We start from the raw sequence: 22,163 nt of genomic DNA on the forward strand, positions 1-22,163 counted from the left end.
ACGCCCTGGAGCCACCCGTGCCCGTCGAGCAGGTCCGTACCACGCAGGCCGTCCGCGGCCCGGTCCGTCCCGTGCGCCCGCGGGCTCCGTTCCCGCCGTCGCAGCGCACCGCACCGCCCCGCGAGGGCGCCGCGGTCTGCCTCGTCCTTCCGGAGATCGGCGACGGCGACGCCGCGGTGCTGGTGCGCAACCTGCGCCGACGCGAGTCGTCCCACGCCGTGCTGCTGGCCCGCTCCGCCGGCCGTCGCGAGCTCGTGACGCTGCTCAACGGCGGCATCCGTGGCGCGATCACGACCGAGCCGGACGGCGACGGTGGCCTGGCCTCGGCCGCGCACCGGACCGGTCCCGAGCTCACCGCCCGTGAGCTCGGCGTCCTCGAGCTGGTCGCCGAGGGGCGGTCCAACAAGCAGATCGGCGAGACGCTCGAGCTCAGCGCCCTGACCGTGAAGAGCCACCTGGCCCGGATCTCCCGGAAGATCGGCACGGGCGACCGCGCCGAGATGGTGGCCTTCGCGATCCGCAACCAGCTGCTCGGCTGACCCGCCCCAGGTCGTCCGGTCCGGCGTGCGCCGAGACTGCCCCCGGAGGGCCTAGGTTGGTGGTCATGCATCACGACGACGACCCCGGCGTGCCGGTCGTCGTCCCACTCCTCGAGCCGGCCGACGGCATCCCCGACGTCGTCGTGTCCGACGCGCAGCTCGCCGCGGCCGTGACAGCCCTGGCCGCGGGCGCCGGTCCGGTCGCGGTGGACGCCGAGCGCGCCTCGGGGTACCGCTACGGGCAGCGCACCTACCTGGTGCAGCTCCGACGCGCCGGCGCGGGCAGCTGGTTGATCGACCCGATCGCCCAGCCCGACCTCTCCCCGCTCGGCGACGCGCTGCGGGGGGTCGAGTGGGTGCTGCACGCCGCCTCGCAGGACCTGCCCGGCCTCGCCGAGCAGCGCATGACCCCCGACGCCGTGTTCGACACCGAGCTCGCCGCGCGGTTGCTCGGCATGCCCAGGGTCGGGCTGGCCGCGGTCGTCGCCGACACTCTCGGCCTCGGCCTCGCGAAGGAGCACTCGGCCGTCGACTGGTCGACCCGGCCGTTGCCCGAGGCCTGGCTGCGGTACGCGGCCCTCGACGTCGAGGTCCTCGTCGAGGTGCGCGACGTCCTCGCCGAACGGCTCGAGGCGGCCGGGAAGACCGAGTGGGCGCACCAGGAGTTCGAAGCCGTGCGCCTCGCCCCGCCACCGGCTCCTCGGCTCGACCCCTGGCGGCGCACGTCGGGGCTGCACGGCGTCCGACAGCCGCGCGGTCTGGCCGTGGTGCGCTCGCTGTGGCACGCGCGGGACGCCGACGCGCGGCGCCGGGACATCTCGCCCGGACGCGTGCTCCCGGACGCGGCCATCGTCGCCGCGGCCGTCGCCCAGCCGCGGAGCGTGGCGGACCTGGTCGCCCTGCCGCAGTTCTCCGGGAAGGGCACGCGCCGCCGCGCCGCCCAGTGGTTCGGCGCGATCGAGGAGGCCCTCGCGCTGCCCGACGCTCAGCTCCCACCGCTGCGCGGCCCGGGCACACCCGGCCCTCCCCCGCCCCGTGCCTGGGCGGACCGGGATCCCGCGGCTGCGGCACGGCTCACCGCGGCCAAGGAGCTCGTCGCCGGCGTGTCCCAGGCCCACGACGTCCCGGTGGAGAACCTGCTGCAGCCGGACCTGCTGCGGCGGCTGTGCTGGACCCCGCCGGAGCCGGTCACGGCCGAGTCCGTCGCCGCCGCGCTCACGGCCGGCGGCGCCCGTGCGTGGCAGGTCGAGCTGCTCGCCGGGCCGTTGGCCGGCGCCGTTGTTACTCTCGGGTAACCCCCGGGCACCGTCGTCCGAGACGTTGCGCACCGGCGGGGTCCGGCCCGAAGGAGCGGTGAGCGAACGTGATCGAGGACCGACCCACCGCGGAGCACGTGACCCGCGCGTCCGTCAGCGACCACGTCGGCCCGGCGGGGACGATCGCCGTGGTCACCCTGGACAACCACGAGCGCCGACCCGTGACGCTCGGACCGGTGGGGCTGGCCGGGCTCCGGCAGGCCCTGCTGACGCAGCGCGCCCGCGCCGAACGGGGCGAGATCCAGGCGGTCGCCGTGACCGGCCGCCCGGGGCACTTCTGCGCCGGTGCGGATCTCAAGGCCGTGGCCGCGATGACCGGCCCGGACCAGGCGCGTGCCATGGCGCGGGCCGGTCACGACGCCCTGCGGGCCCTGCCTGAGGTCGGCGTGCCCAGCTTCGCGTTCATCAGCGGCCTCGCGCTCGGCGGCGGGCTCGAGGTCGCCCTGCACGCGCAGTACCGCACGGTCGCCGAGGGCACGCGGGCCCTGGGCCTGCCGGAGGCGTTGCTCGGGCTGGTGCCCGGGTGGGGCGGGTGCTGGCTGCTCCCCCGGCTCGTCGGCGTCGCCGAGGCGCTGCGGGTGATCCTCGACCACCCGCTCGGCGGCAACCGCACCACGGACGCCGGCACCGCGCAGCGCGTCGGCCTGGTGGACGTCGTGCTGCCCGCCGACGGGTTCCTCGAGGCGTCGCTGGCCTGGGCTCAGGACGTGCTGGCGGGCAACGAGGTGGTTCGCCGACCGCTGGACGACGCGGAGACCTGGGCACGCGAGGTCGAGGCCGCCCGGACCCGGGTCGACCGCCGGCTGCACGGCGCCGCCCCCGCGCCGTACCGGGCGCTGGACCTGGTCGCCGCCGCGCGGGACCGGGACCGCGACGCCGGGTTCGCCGCCGAGGACGACGCCCTCACGGACCTCATGACCACCCCCGAACTCGCCGCCGGGATCCACGCGCTCGACCTCACGACGAGGCACGCGCGCGCGCCGCTCGGTGTTCCCGAGGCTCCGGCTCGAGCGATCCGTGAGGTCGGCGTCGTCGGCGCGGGTCTGATGGCGGCCCAGCTCGCCGTGCTCCTGGCCGGCCGGATGCACGTCCCTGTGCGGATGCGCGAGGTCGACGAGGAGCGCGCGCTGGCCGGGCGCGAGCGGGTGGCCGGCCTGGTGCGACGTCAGGTCGAGCGCGGCAGGCTCACGGACGAGGCCGCCGCCTCGCTGCTCGGCACGATCTCGGTGGGTACCGACCTCGGCGCCCTGGCCGGCGCCGACCTCGTGATCGAGGCGGTCACCGAGGTGCTTGAGGTCAAGCGGGCCGTGTTCGCCAAGCTGGAGGATGTGGTGCGCCCCGACACGGTGCTCGCCACGAACACCTCTGCGCTGTCGGTCTCGGCGATGGCGGACGGTCTGCGACATCCCGAGCGGGTCGTCGGGCTGCACTTCTTCAACCCGGTCGCGCAGATGGCGCTCGTCGAGGTGGTGCGGGCCGAGAGGACCGACGAGCCGACGCTCGCGACGGCCTTCGCCGTCGCCGGCGGGACGGGGAAGACCGCGGTGCTCGCCACGGACCGCCCGGGGTTCGTGGTCAACCGGCTGCTGCTGCGCGAGCTCTCCGACGTGCTGCACACGGTCGCCACCGGCACACCGGTCGAGGTGGCCAACCGCGCCCTGCGCCCGCTCGGGCTCCCGATGGACCCGTTCACCCTGCTCCAGCTGGTCGGTCTGCCGGTCGCGCTGCACGTGCTCGACTCGCTGCACGACGACCTCGGGGATCGGTACCACCGCTCCCCCGGACTGGCCGCGCTGGCCGCCGCAGGTCGGCGCGTCGTCGGCGCGGACGGGAACCTGGACCGCACGATCCAGGACACGTTCGGGTCGCCGGGCGGCCCGAACGCGCTGGACGAGCAGGGTGTGCGCGACGTCGTGCTGGCGGGCCTGGCCCAGGAGGTCGGGCTCATGCTCGACGAAGGCGTCGTGCTCGCCCCCGGGCAGATCGACCTCGCGATGATCCTGGGGGCCGGCTTCGGCTTCCACCTCGGCGGGCTGCTGCCCTACCTCGACCGCTCCGGCTGGTCCGAGCGGGTCGCGGGTCGCCGGTTCCTGGGGCGCTAGACGACGGTGAGCGCGCTCGCGCGGAGCTGGGTGCGCACGCGCTCCAGCAGGCCGCCGTCGGGCTCCTCGGTGAGCTCGAGCCGGTACTCGGTGCCGAGCGAGTGCCACACCTCGCGACCGCTCTGCGCGAAGGGCAGCACCTCGACGCGCTCGACGTTCTCCAGCGCCGCCAGGTGCTCGCCGACCGCCGCGACGTTGTCCCACGCGTCCGTCAGACCGGGCACCACGACGAACCGCGCCCAGACCCGCATGCCGCGCTCGGCGAGCCGCCGCGCGAACTCGAGCGTCGGTGCGAGGTCCCGCCCGGTCACCGTGTGGTAGATGTCCGGCAGCCCGGACTTCACGTCGAGCAGCACCAGGTCGGTGTCGTCGAGCATCGCGTCGGTCGCGCGGCGGCCCAGGTAGCCCGAGGTGTCCAGGGCCGTGTGCAGGCCGATCTCCTTCGCCCCGCGCAGCACGGCCGCGGTGAAGGCCGGCTGGAGCAGCGGCTCCCCGCCGGAGATCGTCAGACCGCCGCCCGAGGCGAGCAGCACCGACGCGTCCCGCTCGATCCTGGCCATGGTCGCGTCGATGGTGTGCATCGACCCGTCCCGCATCAGCCAGGCGTCCGGACCGCTGCAGTACTGGCAGCGCAACGGGCACCCGGACAGCCGGAGCACGAGCCGCATACCGGGCCCGTCCGCGTCCGTGGTGCGGTCCCAGGAGTGCACGGACCCGATCTCACCGAGGTGGAGGGCCTTCATCTGCGTGGCACGTCCGTCCTCGCAGCAGGCTGACCTCTCGCCCAGGACACTCATCTCGACCTCCCCCGATGGTGATCGGCCACCGTCTGGTTGTCAGTGTGCACCGGCGGGGCCCCCCGGTGGGCGGGCCGGCCGCCGGGGCACCGCGCCCCCGGGCGGGGGGGGCGCCCCCCCCCCCCCCCCCCCCCCGGGCCCCCCCCCCCCGTCCGGGTCACAGCGCGCCGTGGAAGGTACGCGACAGGACGTCCAGCTGCTGCTCACGGGTGAGCCGCACGAAGTTGACCGCGTAGCCCGACACCCGGATGGTCAGCTGGGGGTACTTCTCCGGGTTCTCCATCGCGTCCTCGAGCGTCTCGCGGTTGAGGACGTTGACGTTGACGTGGAAGCCGGTCGCGACGTTGTAGCCGTCGAGCACGCCGACCAGGTTCGTGACCTGCTCCTCGCGGGTCCGCCCGAGGCCGGAGGGGACGACCGTCGCGGTCAGCGAGATGCCGTCCTGCGCCTCCTCGTACGGCAGCTTCGCGACGGACAGCGCCGAGGCGACCATGCCGTGGGTGTCGCGGCCGTTCATCGGGTTGGCACCCGGCGCGAACGGCTCACCCGTGCGGCGCCCGTCCGGCGTGTTGCCGGTGTGCTTGCCGTACACGACGTTCGAGGTGATCGTCAGCACCGACTGGGTGTGCACCGCGTCGCGGTACGTCGGGTGCTTGCGGATCTTGTCCATGAACGCCGAGACCAGCTCCACGGCGATGTCGTCGGCACGGTCGTCGTCGTTGCCGTAGGTCGGGAACTCACCGGTGACGTCGTAGTCGACGACCAGGCCGGACTCGTCGCGCACCGCGCGGACCGTCGCGTACTTGATCGCCGCGAGCGAGTCGGCCGCGACCGACAGGCCGGCGATGCCGCACGCCATGGTCCGCAGGACCACCCGGTCGTGCAGGGCCATCTCGATGCGCTCGTAGGCGTACTTGTCGTGCGACCAGTGGATGCAGTTCAGGGCCTCGACGTAGGTGCCGGCGAGCCAGTCGAGCAGCACGTCGTACTTCGCCCGCACGTCCGCGTAGTCGAGCACGTCACCCGCGACCGGCGTGCTGGCCGGCGCGATCTGCTTGCCGGACATCTCGTCCCGGCCGCCGTTGATCGCGTAGAGCAGGGCCTTGGCCAGGTTGACCCGCGCGCCGAAGAACTGCATCTGCTTGCCGACCGCCATGCCGGACACGCAGCACGCGATGGCCGCGTCATCGCCGCACTGGCTGCGCAGCAGCTCGTCCGACTCGTACTGGATGGCGGAGGTGTCGATCGAGACCTGCGCGCAGAACTCCTTGAAGCCGAGCGGCAGGGCCGGGCTCCACAGCACGGTCAGGTTCGGCTCGGGCGCCGGGCCCAGGTTGTACAGCGTGTTGAGGTACCGGAAGGACGACTTGGTCACCAGCGAGCGGCCGTCGTCGCCGAGGCCGCCGATCGACTCGGTGACCCACGTCGGGTCGCCCGAGAACAGGGCGTCGTACTCCGGGGTGCGCAGGAAGCGCACGATCCGCAGCTTGATCACGAAGTCGTCGATGATCTCCTGGGCCTGCGACTCGGTGAGGGTGCCCTCGGCGAGGTCGCGCTCCATGTAGACGTCGATGAAGGTCGAGGTGCGGCCGAGCGACATGGCCGCACCGTTCTGCTCCTTCACGGCAGCCAGGTACGCGAAGTACAGCCACTGGACGGCCTCACGGGCGTTCGTCGCCGGGCCGGAGATGTCGTAGCCGTAGGACGCGGCCATCGTCTTGAGCTCGCCGAGCGCGCGGATCTGCTCGGCGTTCTCCTCGCGCTCGCGCAGCGTCTCCTCGTTCGGCTGCTCCATCATGAGCTCGGCGCGCTCGACGTTCTTCTGGGCGATCAGCGCGTCGATGCCGTACAGGGCGACCCGGCGGTAGTCGCCGATGATCCGGCCGCGGCCGTAGGCGTCCGGCAGGCCGGTGATGATGTGCGAGTGGCGGGCGGCCTTGACGCTCGGCGGGTACACGTCGAAGACACCCTGGTTGTGGGTCTTGCGGTACTCGGTGAAGATCTTGGCGACCTCGGGGTCGGTCTCGTAGCCGTAGGTCTTGAGCGCGCCCTCGACCATCCGCCAGCCACCGTTGGGGATCATCGCGCGCTTGAGCGGCGCGTCGGTCTGCAGGCCGACGATCACCTCGTCGTCGCGCGAGATGTAGCCGGGAGCGTGCGAGGTGATCGTGCCCGGGGTGTGGGTGTCGATGTCGTAGACGCCGTTGGCCCGCTCCTGCGGGAACATCTCGGTCAGCGTCGTCCACACCTTGGTGGTCCGCTCGGTGGCCGGCGCGAGGAACGCGGCGTCACCGTCGTACGCGGTGTAGTTGCGCTGGATGAAGTCGCGGACGTCGATGGCGTCCTGCCAGGGGCCCGTTGCGAAGCCGCGCCACGCGACCTGCGGCTCCTCCGCGCTCGTGCCGGCGGTGGTCTTGTCGGTCGTGATCGCCATGACCTGGTCTCCCTCGTCTCGCTCCGGTACCCCCGACGGTACGCGTCGGGTCATGGGATGACTTGGGACCTTTGGGCCGGTCATGGGATCGATTATCCGCCGAACGCCTCCAGCCGGCGCAAGGTGTCGTGCGCGACGTCTTCCGCGCGCAGCCGCAACGCCTCGATCAGCTCGGCCCGCGAGGCGTGCCCGAGGAACTCCAGCGGGATCCCCACCGGGTGCACCGGCGTGCGCACGCCGACCTCGGAGCACTGCTGGCCGAGCAGCGCGCCGACCCCGCCCGCGACCACGCCGTCCTCGATCACGACCGCACAGGTGTGCTCGCCGACGGCCTTCACCAGCGCATCCGGCACCGGCAGCACCCAGCCGGGATCGACCGCCGTCACCGCGAGCCCCTCGGCCGCGAGCAGCTCGGCCGTCCGCACCGCGGTGTGGGCCATCGGCCCCACCCCGACGACGAGCACCGAACGCGCCACGTCACCGTCGTGCCGGGCGAGCACGTCCAGCCCGTCGACCGAGTCGAGCGCGGGCAGCGCCGGCGGGAGCGGTCCCTTCGGGTAGCGGACCACGGTCGGCCCGTCCGACACCTCGATCGCGGTCCGCAGCGCGGCCCGCAACGAGTCCTCGTCGCGGGGAGCCGCCATCCGCAGACCCGGGACCAGTCGGAGCAGCGACATGTCCCACTGGCCGTTGTGGCTCGCGCCGTCGTCGCCGGTGATCCCGGCCCGATCCAGCACGAACGTCACGCCGGCCTTGTGCAGCGCGACGTCCATCAGCACCTGGTCGAACGCCCGGTTCAGGAACGTCGCGTAGACCGCGACCACCGGGTGCAGCCCCGCGAACGCCATCCCCGCCGCCGAGGTGACCGCGTGCTGCTCGGCGATGCCGACGTCGAACACGCGCGAGGGGAAGGCCTGCTCGAACGGCGCGAGGCCGACCGGCTCGAGCATCGCCGCCGTGATCGCGACCAGGTCCGGCCGGCGCTTGCCCAGCTGCACCATCTCGTCCGCGAACACCGACGTCCAGCCGAACCGCGACGGCGCGATCGGCAGACCGGTCTCGGGATGGATCACGCCGACCGCGTGGAAGCGGTCGGACACGTCCTGCTCGGCCGGGGTGTACCCGCGCCCCTTCTCGGTGATCGCGTGCACGATCACCGGGCCGGCGAACGCCTTGGCGCGGCGCAGGGCCGACTCCACGGCCCGCACGTCGTGCCCGTCGACCGGGCCGATGTACTTCAGGCCGAGGTCCTCGAACATGCCCTGCGGCGCGAGCACGTCCTTGATGCCCTTCTTCAGGCCGTGCAGCGCGTCGTAGGCCATCCGTCCGGGCGGGCCGGACCGCTGCAGCGTGCGCTTGCCCCAGGCCAGCACGTCCTCGTAGCCCCGCGTGGTGCGCAGCGTCATCAGGTGCGCCGCGACGCCACCGATCGTCGGCGCGTACGACCGCCCGTTGTCGTTCACCACGACCACGAGGCGCCGGTCCGCGCCCGCGGCGATGTTGTTCAACGCCTCCCAGGCCATCCCGCCGGTCAGCGCGCCGTCGCCGATCACCGCGACCACGTGCCGGTCGACCTGGCCACGCAGCGCGTTGGCCTTCGCTATCCCGTCCGCCCACGACAACGCCGTCGAGGCGTGCGAGTTCTCCACGACGTCGTGCTCGGACTCGGACCTGCTCGGGTACCCGGACAGGCCGCCGCGCTGGCGCAGCCCGGAGAAGTCGCTGCGCCCGGTCAGCAGCTTGTGCACGTAGGCCTGGTGGCCGGTGTCGAACACCATCGTGTCGCGCGGCGAGTCGAAGACCCGGTGCATCGCGATGGTGAGCTCGACCACGCCGAGGTTCGGTCCGAGGTGCCCACCGGTGCGGGAGACCGACTGGACGAGGAAGTCCCTGATCTCGGCGGCGAGCTCGTCCAGCTGAGCGGGCTTGAGGGCTCGCACGTCAGCGGGCGAGGAGATGCTCGGCAGCAGGGCCATCGGGCCATCGTACGGTCTGACCTCCGAGCGTGCCCGTGGCCGGTCCCGGCCACCCCTCGGCGCACCGATCGGGCACCCGGCCGCGGCCTACCCTTGCCTCATGCGCTTCATCCCCGGCCACACGCCGACCACCGACCTCACCTATGGCGACGTGTTCCTCGTCCCGTCCCGGTCCGCCGTCTCCTCGCGGTTCGACGTCGACCTCGCGACCGCGGACGGCACCGGGACGACCGTCCCCGTGGTCGTCGCCAACATGACGGCCGTCGCGGGTCGCCGGATGGCCGAGACCGTCGCCCGCCGCGGCGGGATGGCGGTGATCCCGCAGGACATCCCGGCCGACGTGGTCGCCGACGTGGTGCGCTCGGTCAAGGCCGCCCACCCGGTCGTCGAGACGCCGGTCGTGGTCTCGCCGCACGACACCGTGCACACCGCGATGACCCTGATCGGCAAGCGCTCGCACGGCGCAGCGGTGGTCGTCTCCGACGGCCGCCCGGTCGGGGTGGTGACCGAGACCGACGGAAGCGGCGTCGACCGGTTCACCCAGGTCGGCCAGGTGATGAGCGCCGAGCCGACGGTCGTCCGGCTCGAGGTGCTGGACGGTGACGAAGGCCTCGAGCGGGCCTTCGAGCGGCTGCACCACTCGCACCGCCGGTTCACCCCCGTGGTCGACGACCACGGGGTCCTCGTCGGTGTGCTCACCCGGATCGGCGCGCTCCGCAGCTCGATCTACTCGCCGGCGCTCGACGGCCAGGGCCGGCTCCGGGTCGCGGCCGCGGTCGGGATCAACGGGGACGTGCGGGCGAAGGCCGAGGCGTTGCTCGACGCGGGGATCGACTGCCTGGTCGTGGACACCGCGCACGGCCACCAGGCCAAGATGTTCGAGGCGCTGGCCGCGGTGCGCAGCGCCGACCCGCAGGTGCCGGTCGTCGCCGGGAACGTGGTCACCGCCGAGGGGACCCGCGAGCTCGTCGAGGCCGGCGCGGACATCGTCAAGGTCGGCGTCGGCCCGGGTGCGATGTGCACCACCCGGATGATGACCGCGGTCGGGCGGCCGCAGTTCTCCGCCGTGCTCGAGTGCGCGGCCGAGGCGCGGCGGCTCGGGGCGCACGTCTGGGCCGACGGCGGCGTCCGGTACCCCCGCGACGTCGCGCTGGCCCTCGCCGCAGGAGCGTCCCAGGTGATGATCGGGTCCTGGTTCGCCGGTACCCACGAGAGCCCCGGCGACCTGCACGAGGACGGGACCGGACGGCTCTACAAGGAGAGCTTCGGCATGGCCTCCGCGCGTGCGGTCGCGGCCCGGACCCGGGGCGGCACCGCGTTCGAGCGGGCCCGCAAGGCGCTGTACGAGGAGGGCATCAGCTCGTCCCGGATGTACCTGGACCCTGCCCGACCGGGCGTCGAGGACCTGCTCGACCAGATCACCTCCGGGCTGCGCAGCGCGTGCACGTACGCCGGTGCGGCCACGCTCGACGAGTTCGCCGACCGATCCGTGGTGGGTCTGCAGTCCGCCGCCGGCTACGACGAGGGCAGGCCGCTGCCCGACGGCTGGTGACCAGCACCGGCGTCCCCACGCCACGCGACCAGCTCGCTGCGCTCGTCGAGCGCGGTGTCGGCTGGCCGCCGATCCCCGGGGACCGGAGCACGCTGCGGCCCGCGGCGGTCCTGGTGCTGCTCGGGGCGCTCGACGCGACGCCGGCGCGGCACACCTCACCCGTCGTGCCGGCCGACCTCGACGTGCTGCTCGTGGCGAGGTCCGACGAGCTGACCCACCACCCGGGCCAGATCGCGTTCCCCGGCGGTCGGGTCGATCCCGAGGACGACGGCCCGGTGGCCGCGGCGCTGCGCGAGGCCCGCGAGGAGACCGGGCTCGACCCGGAGGGTGTCGAGGTGCTCGGCGCCCTCGCCCCCTTGCCGCTGCCGGTCAGCCGGCACCTGGTCACGCCGGTGCTCGGCTGGTGGCACCGGCCGTCCACGGTCGGGGTGGTCGATCGACGCGAGTCCACCGAGGTCTTCCGAGCGCCGGTCGCCGACCTCGTCGACCCACGACGCCGGGGAGTGGTGCAGGCGCGGCGTCCACCGACCTTCCGCACCCCGGCCTTCGAGCTCGACGGGCACCTGGTCTGGGGCTTCACCGCGATCGTGCTCGACACGCTGCTCGCGGAGCTCGGCTGGGCCGAGCCGTGGGACCGCGAGCGGGTGATCCCCCGGTAGGACGACCGCCGGCCTCGTCGCGCGCACCACCGCGCTCGGTGCGACCCTGGACAGATGAGCCTCGGACCGATCGACCGGGATGGCGACCCGGTGCAGAGCCTCCCGCCGGGCGCCTTCGACCCGGACTGGCTGGTGCCGTCGGTGCTGGTCGGCGCACCCGGCCACAGCCCGGAGGAGGCGCGGGACGCGCTGCTCGCGGGGTGGTCCGCGATCCGCGCGGGCGGCATGCCGCCGGGCGGCACGATGCTCGCCGACGCCGCCGCCGAGGTCCTCGGCGAGGCGGCCACGGCGTTCGGTGCCGGTCCGCCGCTGGCGCCGCCCGCCTAGGATGGCCGGGTGCGCACGCTCCCGACCCGGCGCGCCCTCGTCCTGCAGCATGCTCCCTGGGAGGGGCCCGGCCTGATCGGCGCAGCTCTGGCCGCCGCCGGTGTCGAGACGTCGACCCGCACCGTCCTGGACGACCCGGTCCCGGATCTCCCGGAGCCCGCCGACCTCGCCGCGCTGGTGGTGATGGGCGGATCCATGGGTGCGACCGACGACGCGGTGCACCCCGGTCTCGCCGCTGAGCGCGAGCTGCTCGCCGCCGCGGTCGACGCCGGCGTCCCGGTGCTCGGCGTGTGCCTCGGCATGCAGCTCCTCGCCGTCGCGCTCGGCGCGACGCTCCACCCTGGCGCCGGGACCGAGATCGGCTACCGGCCCCCGCTCGACCTCGTCGCGCCGCATCCGGTCCTCGACCCCCTGGGGTCCGCACCGCGGGTGCTGCACTGGCACTCCGATGCGGTGGACCTGCCGTCCGGCGCGACCCTGCTGGCCCGCACCCCGCTCACACCGGTCCAGGCCTTCGCCGCCGGCAGTGCGCTCGGGCTGCAGTTCCACATCGAGGTCGACGGGCCGTTGCTGAGCACCTGGCTGGCCACCCCGGTGATGGCCGAGGACCTGCGGAGCCACTCCGCGACGGACGTGCCCGAGGACGCGCGCGCGGTCCTCCCGACGCTCGAGCCCGCCGCACGCACCGGTCTGGCCACCTTCGCCGCGGCCGCGAGGGAGCGACGGTGAGCCACCCGCTGCACGAGGTCGTCGTCGACGCCGACCTGGTCCGCGCGCTGCTCGCCGCGCAGCACCCTGACCTCGCGGACCGACCGCTCCGGGTCACGGCTCAGGGCTGGGACAACGTGACCGTGCGGATCGGCGAGGACCTCGCTGCGCGCCTCCCGGCCCGTGAGCTCGCCGCTCGCCTGCTGCTGAACGAACGACGGTGGCTGCCGCTGATCGCCACGCTCGTCCCGGTCGCGGTACCCGTGCCGGTCCGCTCGGGGCACGCCACAGCCGACTACCCGTGGGCCTGGAGCGTGGTCCCGTGGCTTGCCGGCTCGCCGGCGGACACGCTGACCACGGACCGCCGCGACCCGTGGGCGGGACAGCTGGCCGAGACGCTGGCGGCGCTGCACTCCCCCGCGCCCGACGACGCACCGGCCAACGCGTTCCGCGGCGTACCCCTCGCGGCACGGGACGCCACAGTCGCGGACCGGCTCGCCGAGCTGCCCGGTGACGAGGGTGCGGCGCTGCGGCAGGCATGGGCCGACGGCCTCGCCGCGCCGGCGTGGGACCGCGACAGCGTCTGGCTGCACGGCGACCCGCACCCCGGCAACCTGCTGGCCGGGCCGCACGGGCTCGCTGCGGTGCTCGACTTCGGCGACCTCACCGCCGGGGACCCGGCGAGCGACCTGTCGACGGCGTGGCTGTGCTTCGGTCCGCAGGCCCGGGAGGACTTCTGGGCCCGCTACGCGGACCGCAGCGACCTGCCCGGGACGGCACTTGCCGCGCTGCGGCGCCGCGCACGGGCCTGGGCCGCCGCCATGGTGCCGGTCATGCTGGCGCACCCCGACGCCCACCCGGGGCTCGCCGCGGTCGGCAGGCACGCCACGGCCCAGCTGGTCGCCGAGCTGAGGTGACCGCCACGGGGCCCGACCGCGTCAGGTGCGCGCGCTGACGTCAGGCGTGCCGTCGAACGTGTAGAGGTCGAGCGGACGCCCGTCCAGGTCCAGCACCTCGTGCGCCGGACCGAGGTCCACCGCCGAGCACGACTCGAACGTCGTGCCGTCCACCAGCACGCTGTCCACCCGGGCCAGGGCGGCCAGCGCGAGGGCCCTGCGGACCGGCTCGCCCCACGCCCCGAAGGTCAGGGTCCCGGTCTCGAGCACCCCGGTCCCGACCGCACCGGTGGACAGCCCGAGGTGGACGTCCAGCGACAGGTCGGGATCCGCGGCGAGCCGAGCCTGGAACTCACGCGCGAACCGCAGCCCCACGTCCGCCCCGTCGTCGTCCGCCCCGAGACCGCCGATGAACAGGTACCGGTCGGCCGCGACCCGGACACGTTGCAGACCCGCCTCCTCGGCCACCCGCTCGGCCAGCTCGGCCGACCTGCCGAGAGCCTCGCCGAGCTGGTCCAGGTCGTGCTCGGCGTCGGCCGCCGCGATGGTCACCGCGACCACGGTCGCGAGGTCGGCGGCCTCCCCGGTCCCGACGACCTTGCCGTCGGCGTCGACGAGCTGCGGGGGCAGCACGGCGAGGAGCAGCCTGCGGGTCCGCTCGTACTCCTCGGCCAGCTGCGCCTCGTGCGCGGCCAGCGCTTCCGCCATGGCCGTCAGCCGGCGGCCGAGGTCGCCGAACTCGTCGCGTCGCGCGGTGTCGACCTCCGGGTGACGCTCGCCGTCCACGATCGCGGCCGCAGCGTCGACGGTCGGCGGGATCGGACGGGTCAGGAGCCTCGACAGCCACAGCCCGAGACCGGCGACCACCGGAAGCACGATCGCGAGCACGAGCAGGATGCGCAGCACGTACTCGGTCAGCGGCGCCAGCGACGACGACCGCGGGACCTCGGTGACGACCACCCATTGACGACCACCGGGGTTGAACGACTCGGCGGCGGCGAACGTCTGGTCGCCGAGGTCCGAGCGGGTCGCGCCGCGGAACGCCGCCCCGTCCAGGGCGGCTCGCACCGGCGCGGTGTCGACCACCTGGATGCCGACCGGTGAGCCGAAGACCTCGATGAGGTCCGCCTCGGCCTGCTCCTCCTCGGTGCCGCTGCGCAGCCGTTCGAGGTAGCCCTGCGGGTCCTCGAGCCAGGCTCGCGGCTCGCTCTGCAGCGTCAGGTTCGCCGAGACCAGGTACGCGTCGCCGTCCGCGAGACCGATCGCGTCCCACGAGCCGTCGGCACTGGTCAGCGCGTTGATCGCGGACACCGGCACCTGGACCGCGAGCGCTCCGACGACCTCGTTGCCGCTGCGCACCGCGGTCACGGCGAACAGCGCCACCCGTCCCGTGGCGTAGATCGTGAAGTCGGTGAGCAGGGTCGTCCCGAGGCGGGCGAGCGGGAGCCGCTCGGTCACCACGCGGGCCAGCTCGCTCCCGGCGTACGGGCCGGTGACCAGGCTCGTGCCGAGGTCGTTGCCCTTGTCCAGGGAGAACACGATGGTCCCGGTCGCGTCGACGAGCAGCACGTCACCGCCGCCGAGACCGTCCGACATCCCCTGCAGCGGCGCGGAGAGCGAGGCGCTGACGGCCGAGTAGGTCGTCCCGTCCCCCGCGTCCACCGGGGGTTCCGCCCCGGCGGGACGCATCGTGTACTGGTACTGCACCCATCGTCCGGCCGTCGTGCTCGGCAGCATGGTGGCGACGTCGTACGGGCCGAGACCCGCGTCGTTGGCCGGGCCGACCACCCGGTCGGCGTACCAGCTCTCGAGCTCCGCGAGCTGCTCGGGCGTCAGCTCACGGTCCTCGAGCTCCGCGAACGCGGCGGTCACGTCCTTGAGCCCGGTCGCGATCGCCGGGTCCGTCGACGCCGTCGAGACCTCGGCGATCAGTCGCTGGGCACCCGCCTCGATGGTGTCCGCCCGCGTGGCCCCGACCGCAGCGAGCTGCGCCTCGGTGCCACCGACCAGCAGGTTGCGCGCCGCGACGAAGTTCAGCACGCCGAACGTCACCACCGCGAGCAGCGCCGTCACGACGAGCGCCGCCGCAAGCTGCCGGCTCAGGCGGCGCGGCCGCCGCCACCACGGCCGCCGGCGCGGCTGCTCGGTCACGTCGCCTCCCCCGGCCGCTGGGCGATCTGCGGCGTACGACGGGCGATCAGGCGCTCGACCCGCCTGGTCCGCAGCGCCACCAGGCGGTTGAACGCGGCCGCGATCTCGGCGTTGCGGCTGGCCGTCTCACCGACGACCTCGGCGGGGAGCAGCACGACGACGCAGTCGGTCACGGCCCGGACGGCGACCACGAGGTCGTCCTCGAGGCGCCCGTCGAGCAGGCCGACCAGGTCTCCGGTGCCGATGTCGCTCACCACGGCCTCGTCCGACCCGGGCACCAGGAGCACCAGCTGTGCCTGCCCGTCGACCACCACGATCAGGTCCGGCGCCTCCGCGGCGGGGTCCACCATGAGCTCACCCGCACGGAACCGCACACGGCGCGCGACCTGCGCGAGCCGGTCCAGGTCCGGGTCGGGCAGCTGGGCCAGCAGCGGGGACAGGCGGACGCCCTCGCGCAGCTGGGCGAGGGTCGGCGCCGCCGCCTCGGCCTCGGCCGCGGGGTCGTGCAGGAAGATGTCCTGCGCGGGGCTCGGCAACGGCACGTTGTGCCGGTGCGACTGGTACCAGACCAGTGCCCCGAAGTCGCCCTTGACCCGAGGCACGATCGCGTAGTCGTCGACCCACATGTGCACGTCGTAGCCCATCAGCGGGTCGTCGATCACCGTGACCAGCACCGCGGGCGGGGGCTCGGCCAGGACACCGGGGACGGACCGCGCGGCGTCGAGCAGCATCTCCTTGGCCAGTGTGGGTGGGTTGGCGAATGCCACCTGGAGCGAGACCACGACCCGGTGCAGCGGGACCGGCGCGCTGTGGTTGACCAGGCTCGCGTTCGCGAGCTCGCTGTTCGGCACCACGATCATGTCCCCGTTGCGGTCGCGGATCCGCGAGGTACGCCAGTTGATGTCGACGACCTCGCCCTCCGTGCCTGCCGCCGAGATCCAGTCGCCGGTCTTGAACGGGCGGTCGCTCAGGAGCAGGAACCCCGACGCGAGACCGCTCAAGGTGTCCTGCAGCGCGAAGGACACCACCAGCGAGGTCACGCCGAGCGCCGTGAGCGCGGCCGACAGGTTCACGCCCCAGACCCCGCCCAGGAGCAGCCCGCCGACGCCGATCACCAGCGCGAGCCTCGGGATCATCAGCACCAGCTGCGGCACCGGGCGCGACCCCGGACCGGACGGGCGGGCGCGCACCCCGCGCCCGACGAGCTGGAGCACCTGCCACGCCGCGACGGCCAGGGAGAGCAGCAGGCCCGTGCCGACCACCCTGCTGTACCAGGTCGTGGGGTCGACGCCCAGGACCGGACCGAGCAGGGCCCACGCGGCGAAGAACGGCAGCACCCAGTTGCGCACCGTGAGCACCGGCGCGCGCAGCGGGGAGTCGGCCTGCCGCAGACGCTCCTCGAGCTCGGCCGCGCCGATGATGACCAGCGGCACGACCACGATGACGGCCACGGTCCACAGCGCCTCTGCCGACACGGTCATCGCCCCGCCTCCGTCCCGGCCTGCTCAGCCGGCTCGGCGACCCGCCACAGCCGCTCGTCGCCGGGCTCCTCGCCCGCGCGGTGCCACGCCACGAGGCCGATCTCGTCCGGGAGCCGACCGCGGGTCACGTCGGTGACCACGATCTGCCCGGAAGGCGCCGACCTGGCGAGCGTGTGGGCCGTGGTCACCGCGGGCCCCCAGACGTCGTACACGACGGCGCTGCCCCCGGAGAGCCCGACCGTGACCGTGCCCGTGCTGATCCCGATCGCGGTGTCCAGGGGCACCCCGGCCGTCGCGGCGAGGCCGCGGACCCGGTCCGCGACCTGCTCGGCGAAGGCCAGTGCCCGCGGGGCGTGGTCGATGTAGGGCCGGTCGTGCCCGCAGACCGCGAAGTAGGAGTCGCCGACGACCTTGATGCGATCCAGGCCGTGCACGGCGGCGATGCCGTCCAGCTCGGCGTGCAGCTCGTCGAACAGCCGGCGGTCGACACCACCCTCCCGCCCGACCGCGCCGCCCAGCCCGAGCACGACGACCACGGCGACGGTGGCGCTCGGGACCTCGTCGAGGGAGTCGACGTCGCCGCGCGCGATCCGCTGCGCGGCCGCGGGCGGCAGCATGCGCTGCAGGACCGCGAGCCGTTCGGCACGCGCGTCCCGCAGGTCCCGCTCCTGCCGGCGCAACGAGTCCCCCATGGCCCGAAGGCTCCCGGCCAGGCGGTGCAGCTCCACCGGGCTGGAGTCGGGGATCGTCACCGGCCCCGGGTCCCCCACGCCGGCGCCGGCCCGCACGCTGCGGCCGAGCCAACCGGCGATCATCCGGACCGGGGCCATGAACCGGGTCGCCCAGGTCACCGCCGTGAAGGCCAGCGCCACGACGAACACCGCCGCGCCGACCAGCAGGATCTGCCGGAAGGACGCGATGGTGGACCGGGCCGCCTCGGCGTCGACCTCGGCGACCACGTACCAGGTGACACCGTCCACCGGGACGGCCGCGACGGCGTCGAGACTGCCGGCCCCGGTCATGCTCGTGCTCGTGACGACCCCGGTCTCGCCGTCGAAGGCGGCGTTCACCGTGCCGTCCGCGGCCGGTTGCGTCAGCGCGGCCGTGCCGGTCGCCTCGATCTCGGTCCGGTCGGCCGCCGTGATCGTGCCCGCTGCCGCCGCGGCGTCCAGGAACGCGGAGCGGTCGGCGCGCAGCGACCGCGGCTCGCTGCGCAGCCTGCCGTCCGCGCCGACCAGGTAGAGGTCACCGCTCGCATCGCTCGGGTCGGCGCCGGCAGCCGAGGCGGCGAGCGAGACGAGCCGGTCGCCGTAGACGCTGCCGTCGTAGGTCACGACGACCACTCCGACGAGCCGGTCACCGTCACGGACGGGCGCCGCCGCCGCCGCGACCGCCACACCGGGCACGGCGTCGTAGAAGCTCATGTCGACGACGACCCCGCCGTCGGCGGACAGCGCGGCGTCCGCCGCCCTGGCGACCACCGACCCGCTGAACGGGCCGACGGCCAGGCTCGTGCCCAGGTCCGGGCCCTTGGCCGCCGAGTAGACGATCCGCTCGCTCGCGGCGTCCACCAGGTAGACGTCGAGCAGGTCCGCCTGGCGCACCGTGTCGCGGTAGGCAGGGTGCACCTCGGCATGGACGGCCGACCAGGCGCTGCCGTCCCCGGCGTCGGTCACCGAGATCGGGTCCGAGCCCGAGCCCTCGGGCAACGAGTAGCGGGCCTGCAGGACGATCGCCGCCGGGTCGGTGGCGAGGATGTCGCTCATCGCGGTGTCGGCGTCGATCTGCTGCAGCGGCGCCAGGAAGCGTTCCTGGTACGCCTCGACGAGCAGGTCGCGATCCGCGCGGACCTCTGTGGCGGGCGTGCTCTCGAGCTCGGCGACGCCCGCCGCGAAGTCCTGGATCGTGGCCGCCGCGTCCTCGGTCCCGGCGAGCTGGCCGGCGATCCGCTGGTAGTGGCGCAGCTGCGCGGCGACGTCGAGGTTCCCCGCGCCGCGCAACGACACGAGCGAGTCGTCGACGATCGACTCGCCCAGCGCCTGGCCGGCCTGGACGCCGACGAGCGTGGCCGCGACCAGCGACACGAACCCGACGCCGAGCATCGTCGCGGCGAGCCGCGACGCTATCGAGACGCCCCGCCCGACCGGACGACTCGCATCACCCGACGACGGGTGCCGGGATCTCCGTGCCACACCTGGTGAGCCTAGATCACCGGCTCGGCCCGCAGGAGGTCAGTCGACCAAGGAGCGCAGCACGTACTGCAGGATGCCCCCGTTGCGGTAGTAGTCGGCCTCACCCGGGGTGTCGATCCGGAGCACCGCGTCGAACGAGACGACCGAACCGTCCGCCTTGGAGGCCCGCACCGGCAGGGTGCGCGGGGTGACGCCGTCGTTGAGCGCGGTCACCCCGGTGATGTCGAACGTCTCCGTGCCGTCCAGGCCGAGCGAGTCGGCGGACTCCCCCGCCGGGAACTGCAGCGGCAGGACGCCCATCCCGATCAGGTTGGAGCGATGGATGCGCTCGAAGCTCTCGGCGATCACCGCGCGGACGCCGAGCAGGCTCGTCCCCTTCGCGGCCCAGTCGCGCGACGAGCCGGAGCCGTACTCCTTGCCACCGAGCACGACGAGCGGGACACCGGCCTCGGCGTAGGCGACCGACGCGTCGTAGATCGAGGTCTGCTCGCCGGTGAGGAGGTTCCGGGTGACGCCGCCCTCCACGCCCGGCACGAGCTGGTTGCGCAGCCGGATGTTGGCGAACGTCCCTCGGATCATCACCTCGTGGTTCCCGCGGCGCGAGCCGTAGGAGTTGAAGTCCTTGCGCTCGACCCCGTGCTCGGCGAGGTACCGCCCGGCCGGGCTGTCCGCCTTGATCGCGCCGGCGGGGCTGATGTGGTCGGTCGTGACCGAGTCGCCGAGCTTGGCCAGCACGCGCGCCCCGGCGATGTCGCCGACCGGTTCGGGCTCGCGGCCCATGCCCTCGAAGTACGGCGGCTTGCGCACGTAGGTCGAGGCACCGTCCCAGTCGAACACGTCACCGGTCGGGGTGGGCAGCTGCTGCCAGCGCTCGTCCCCGGCGAACACGTCGGCGTAGTCCTTGGCGAACATGTCGCGGTCGATCGCCGAGTCGATGGTCGCCTGGACCTCGTCGGCGCTCGGCCACACGTCGCGCAGGAAGACCGGGTCACCGTCCGGGTCGGTGCCCAACGGTTCGGTCTCGAAGTCGAAGTCCATGGTCCCGGCCAGCGCGTAGGCGATCACGAGCGGCGGCGAGGCCAGGTAGTTCATCTTCACGTCCGGGTTGATCCGGCCCTCGAAGTTCCGGTTCCCGGACAGCACCGAGACGACGGCGAGGTCGTTCTCGTTGACCACCGCGGAGACCTCCGCGGGCAGCGGCCCGGAGTTGCCGATGCACGTGGTGCAGCCGTAGCCGACCAGGTGGAAGCCGAGCTTCTCGAGGTAGGGCCACAGGCCGGCCTTCTCGTAGTAGTCCGAGACCACCTTGGAGCCCGGCGCGGTCGAGGTCTTGACCCACGGCTTGGAGCCGAGACCCTTCTCGACCGCGTTCTTGGCGAGCAACCCGGCGGCGAGCATGACCGACGGGTTCGACGTGTTCGTGCACGACGTGATGGACGCGATCACCACGTGGCCGTGGTCGAGCTCGGTCGTCGTGCCGTCGGCGAGCGTGACCGGCACGATCTTGTGCGGGCGCCGCGACGGCGCGCCCGTGACGTGCTCGGGCAGCGCCGAGGCGTCCCGGTGCTCGCCGGCGGCGATCGGGTCGGACGCCGGGAAGGTCTCCTCGACCGAGTGGTCGAGGCCACCGAGGGCGGCCGGGTCCTCGTGGTCGACGTAGCTGAGCACCGAGCCGGCGAACGACTCCTTGGCCTCGCTGAGCTCGACCCGGTCCTGCGGCCGCTTGGGTCCGGCGATCGAGGGGACCACCGTCGACAGGTCGAGCTCGAGGTACTCGGAGTAGACCGGCTCGACGTAGTCCGGCGACGCCGGGTCGTGCCACATGCCCTGGGCCTTGGCGTACGCCTCGACGAGCGCGATCTGCGAGTCCGAGCGACCGGTCAGCCGCAGGTAGTCGAGCGTGACGCCGTCGATCGGGAAGATCGCACAGGTCGAGCCGAACTCCGGGCTCATGTTGCCGATGGTCGCGCGGTTGGCGAGCGGCACGGCTCCGACGCCCTCGCCGTAGAACTCGACGAACTTCCCGACCACACCGTGGGCACGCAGCTGCTGGGTGATGGTCAGCACGACGTCGGTGGCGGTCACGCCGGCCGGGATCGACCCGGTGAGCTTGAAGCCGACGACCCGCGGGATGAGCATGCTCACCGGCTGGCCCAGCATCGCGGCCTCGGCCTCGATGCCGCCGACACCCCAGCCGAGCACGCCGAGGCCGTTGACCATCGTGGTGTGCGAGTCGGTGCCGACGCAGGTGTCCGGGTAGGCGACGACCGGGCCGTCCGAGCCGCCCTCGGGGCGGGTCATCACGACGCGGGCGAGGTACTCGATGTTGACCTGGTGCACGATCCCGGTGCCCGGCGGCACCACCTTGAAGTCGTCGAACGCGGTCTGCCCCCAGCGCAGGAACTGGTAGCGCTCCTGGTTGCGCCCGTACTCGAACTCGACGTTGCGCGCGAAGGCGTCCCGCTGGCCGAAGACGTCGATCTGGACCGAGTGGTCGATCACCAGCTCGGCGGGAGCGAGCGGGTTGATCAGCGAGGGGTCGCCGCCGAGGTCGGCCACGGCCTCGCGCATCGTCGCGAGGTCCACGACGCACGGCACGCCGGTGAAGTCCTGCATCACGACCCGAGCGGGCGTGAACTGGATCTCGGTGTCGGGCTCTGCGGCGGGGTCCCAACCGGCCAGCGCCCGGATGTGGTCGGCGGTGATGTTCGCGCCGTCCTCGGTCCGGAGCAGGTTCTCGGCGAGCACCTTGAGGCTGAACGGCAGGCGCGCCAACCCGTCCACGGCGCCCAGCCGGTAGATCTCGTAGGGCGTTCCCCCGGCCTCGAGGGTGGATCGTGCTCCGAACGTGTCGACGCTGCTCACGAGTGCTCCTTCGGCGATCGTGGACGGTGGCGTGGCCCACTCAGGCTAGTCGTCCGGCGGCACGCTCTCGCGTCGAGCCGGAAAGTATCTTGACGTCAAGATACATCACGTCGGGAACGATGCCAGCCGCACGCGCCGGCCCACGCCGATGACATCCGTGCGCGGCAC

Annotated in this window: 15 protein-coding genes; 8 read left to right on the forward strand and 7 right to left on the reverse strand. The window is 73.6% G+C overall.

Annotated elements, in window-relative coordinates; genetic code table 11:
• Nucleotides 1–17 precede the first annotated feature (17 nt).
• The 3 genes from OEB99_RS19750 (at nt 18) to OEB99_RS18590 (ending at nt 3,957) form a co-directional block, all read left to right on the forward strand.
• A complete protein-coding gene (locus tag OEB99_RS19750; protein ID WP_318011439.1) occupies nt 18–539 on the forward strand; it encodes a helix-turn-helix transcriptional regulator in 522 nt (173 codons plus the stop codon).
• 65 nt (nt 540–604) lie between these two features.
• Nucleotides 605–1,834 carry an HRDC domain-containing protein gene (locus OEB99_RS18585; protein WP_263578796.1) on the forward strand — a complete coding sequence of 410 codons (1,230 nt, stop codon included), beginning with the start codon at nt 605–607 and terminating at the stop codon, nt 1,832–1,834.
• A gap of 68 nt (nt 1,835–1,902) precedes the next feature.
• Nucleotides 1,903–3,957, forward strand: coding sequence for a 3-hydroxyacyl-CoA dehydrogenase NAD-binding domain-containing protein (locus OEB99_RS18590; RefSeq protein ID WP_263578797.1), 2,055 nt, complete (start codon nt 1,903–1,905; stop codon nt 3,955–3,957).
• On the opposite strand, the gene pflA is transcribed toward OEB99_RS18590, so the two are convergent.
• The 3 genes from pflA to dxs all read right to left on the reverse strand — a co-directional run bounded on the left by pflA (nt 3,954) and on the right by dxs (nt 9,164).
• Nucleotides 3,954–4,700, reverse strand: coding sequence for a pyruvate formate-lyase-activating protein (gene pflA, locus OEB99_RS18595; RefSeq protein ID WP_263578798.1), 747 nt, complete (start codon nt 4,698–4,700; stop codon nt 3,954–3,956). The two genes, OEB99_RS18590 and pflA, sit on opposite strands and share 4 nt — an antisense overlap.
• A gap of 211 nt (nt 4,701–4,911) precedes the next feature.
• Nucleotides 4,912–7,188: a formate C-acetyltransferase gene (gene pflB / locus OEB99_RS18600; RefSeq protein ID WP_263578799.1), complete on the reverse strand. Its 2,277-nt coding sequence runs from the start codon at nt 7,186–7,188 to the stop codon at nt 4,912–4,914.
• Between the two features lie 92 nt (nt 7,189–7,280).
• Entirely contained in the window at nt 7,281–9,164 is a 1,884-nt protein-coding gene (gene dxs / locus OEB99_RS18605) for a 1-deoxy-D-xylulose-5-phosphate synthase (RefSeq protein WP_263578800.1), read from the reverse strand.
• A gap of 100 nt (nt 9,165–9,264) precedes the next feature.
• Here dxs and OEB99_RS18610 point away from each other — a divergent pair, with 100 nt between their 5' ends.
• Genes OEB99_RS18610 through OEB99_RS18630 form a run of 5 tightly spaced genes read left to right on the forward strand, consistent with a single transcriptional unit; the run spans nt 9,265 to nt 13,327 of the window.
• Nucleotides 9,265–10,716, forward strand: coding sequence for a GuaB1 family IMP dehydrogenase-related protein (locus OEB99_RS18610; RefSeq protein ID WP_263578801.1), 1,452 nt, complete (start codon nt 9,265–9,267; stop codon nt 10,714–10,716).
• On the forward strand, nt 10,710–11,375 hold the full coding sequence (locus OEB99_RS18615) for an NUDIX hydrolase (protein WP_263578824.1): 666 nt from the start codon (nt 10,710–10,712) through the stop codon (nt 11,373–11,375). The genes OEB99_RS18610 and OEB99_RS18615 overlap by 7 nt, the downstream gene beginning before the upstream one ends.
• Nucleotides 11,376–11,429: 54 nt before the next feature.
• Nucleotides 11,430–11,702, forward strand: a complete 273-nt coding sequence (locus tag OEB99_RS18620) for a hypothetical protein (protein ID WP_263578802.1) — start codon at nt 11,430–11,432, stop codon at nt 11,700–11,702.
• Between the two features lie 9 nt (nt 11,703–11,711).
• Nucleotides 11,712–12,431 carry a type 1 glutamine amidotransferase gene (locus OEB99_RS18625; protein WP_263578803.1) on the forward strand — a complete coding sequence of 240 codons (720 nt, stop codon included), beginning with the start codon at nt 11,712–11,714 and terminating at the stop codon, nt 12,429–12,431.
• Nucleotides 12,428–13,327 (forward strand): phosphotransferase, encoded by a 900-nt coding sequence (locus tag OEB99_RS18630; RefSeq protein WP_263578804.1) that lies wholly within the window; start codon nt 12,428–12,430, stop codon nt 13,325–13,327. Before OEB99_RS18625 ends, OEB99_RS18630 begins: the two co-directional genes overlap by 4 nt.
• 21 nt (nt 13,328–13,348) lie before the next feature.
• Here the strand turns inward: OEB99_RS18630 and OEB99_RS18635 are convergent, their stop codons facing one another.
• From OEB99_RS18635 to OEB99_RS18650, 4 genes are read right to left on the reverse strand one after another with little or no spacing between them, the layout of a single operon-like run.
• A complete protein-coding gene (locus tag OEB99_RS18635; protein WP_263578805.1) occupies nt 13,349–15,457 on the reverse strand; it encodes an adenylate/guanylate cyclase domain-containing protein in 2,109 nt (702 codons plus the stop codon).
• On the reverse strand, nt 15,454–16,938 hold the full coding sequence (locus OEB99_RS18640) for a mechanosensitive ion channel domain-containing protein (protein WP_263578806.1): 1,485 nt from the start codon (nt 16,936–16,938) through the stop codon (nt 15,454–15,456). Before OEB99_RS18640 ends, OEB99_RS18635 begins: the two co-directional genes overlap by 4 nt.
• Complete coding sequence (locus tag OEB99_RS18645) at nt 16,935–19,130, reverse strand: adenylate/guanylate cyclase domain-containing protein (RefSeq protein WP_263578807.1); 2,196 nt, start codon at nt 19,128–19,130, stop codon at nt 16,935–16,937. The genes OEB99_RS18640 and OEB99_RS18645 overlap by 4 nt, the downstream gene beginning before the upstream one ends.
• Before the next feature lie 39 nt (nt 19,131–19,169).
• Nucleotides 19,170–21,995, reverse strand: coding sequence for an aconitate hydratase (locus OEB99_RS18650; RefSeq protein WP_263578808.1), 2,826 nt, complete (start codon nt 21,993–21,995; stop codon nt 19,170–19,172).
• Nucleotides 21,996–22,163 lie beyond the last annotated feature (168 nt).

Source organism: Actinotalea endophytica (genome assembly GCF_025717005.1).
Lineage (GTDB): Bacteria > Actinomycetota > Actinomycetes > Actinomycetales > Cellulomonadaceae > Actinotalea.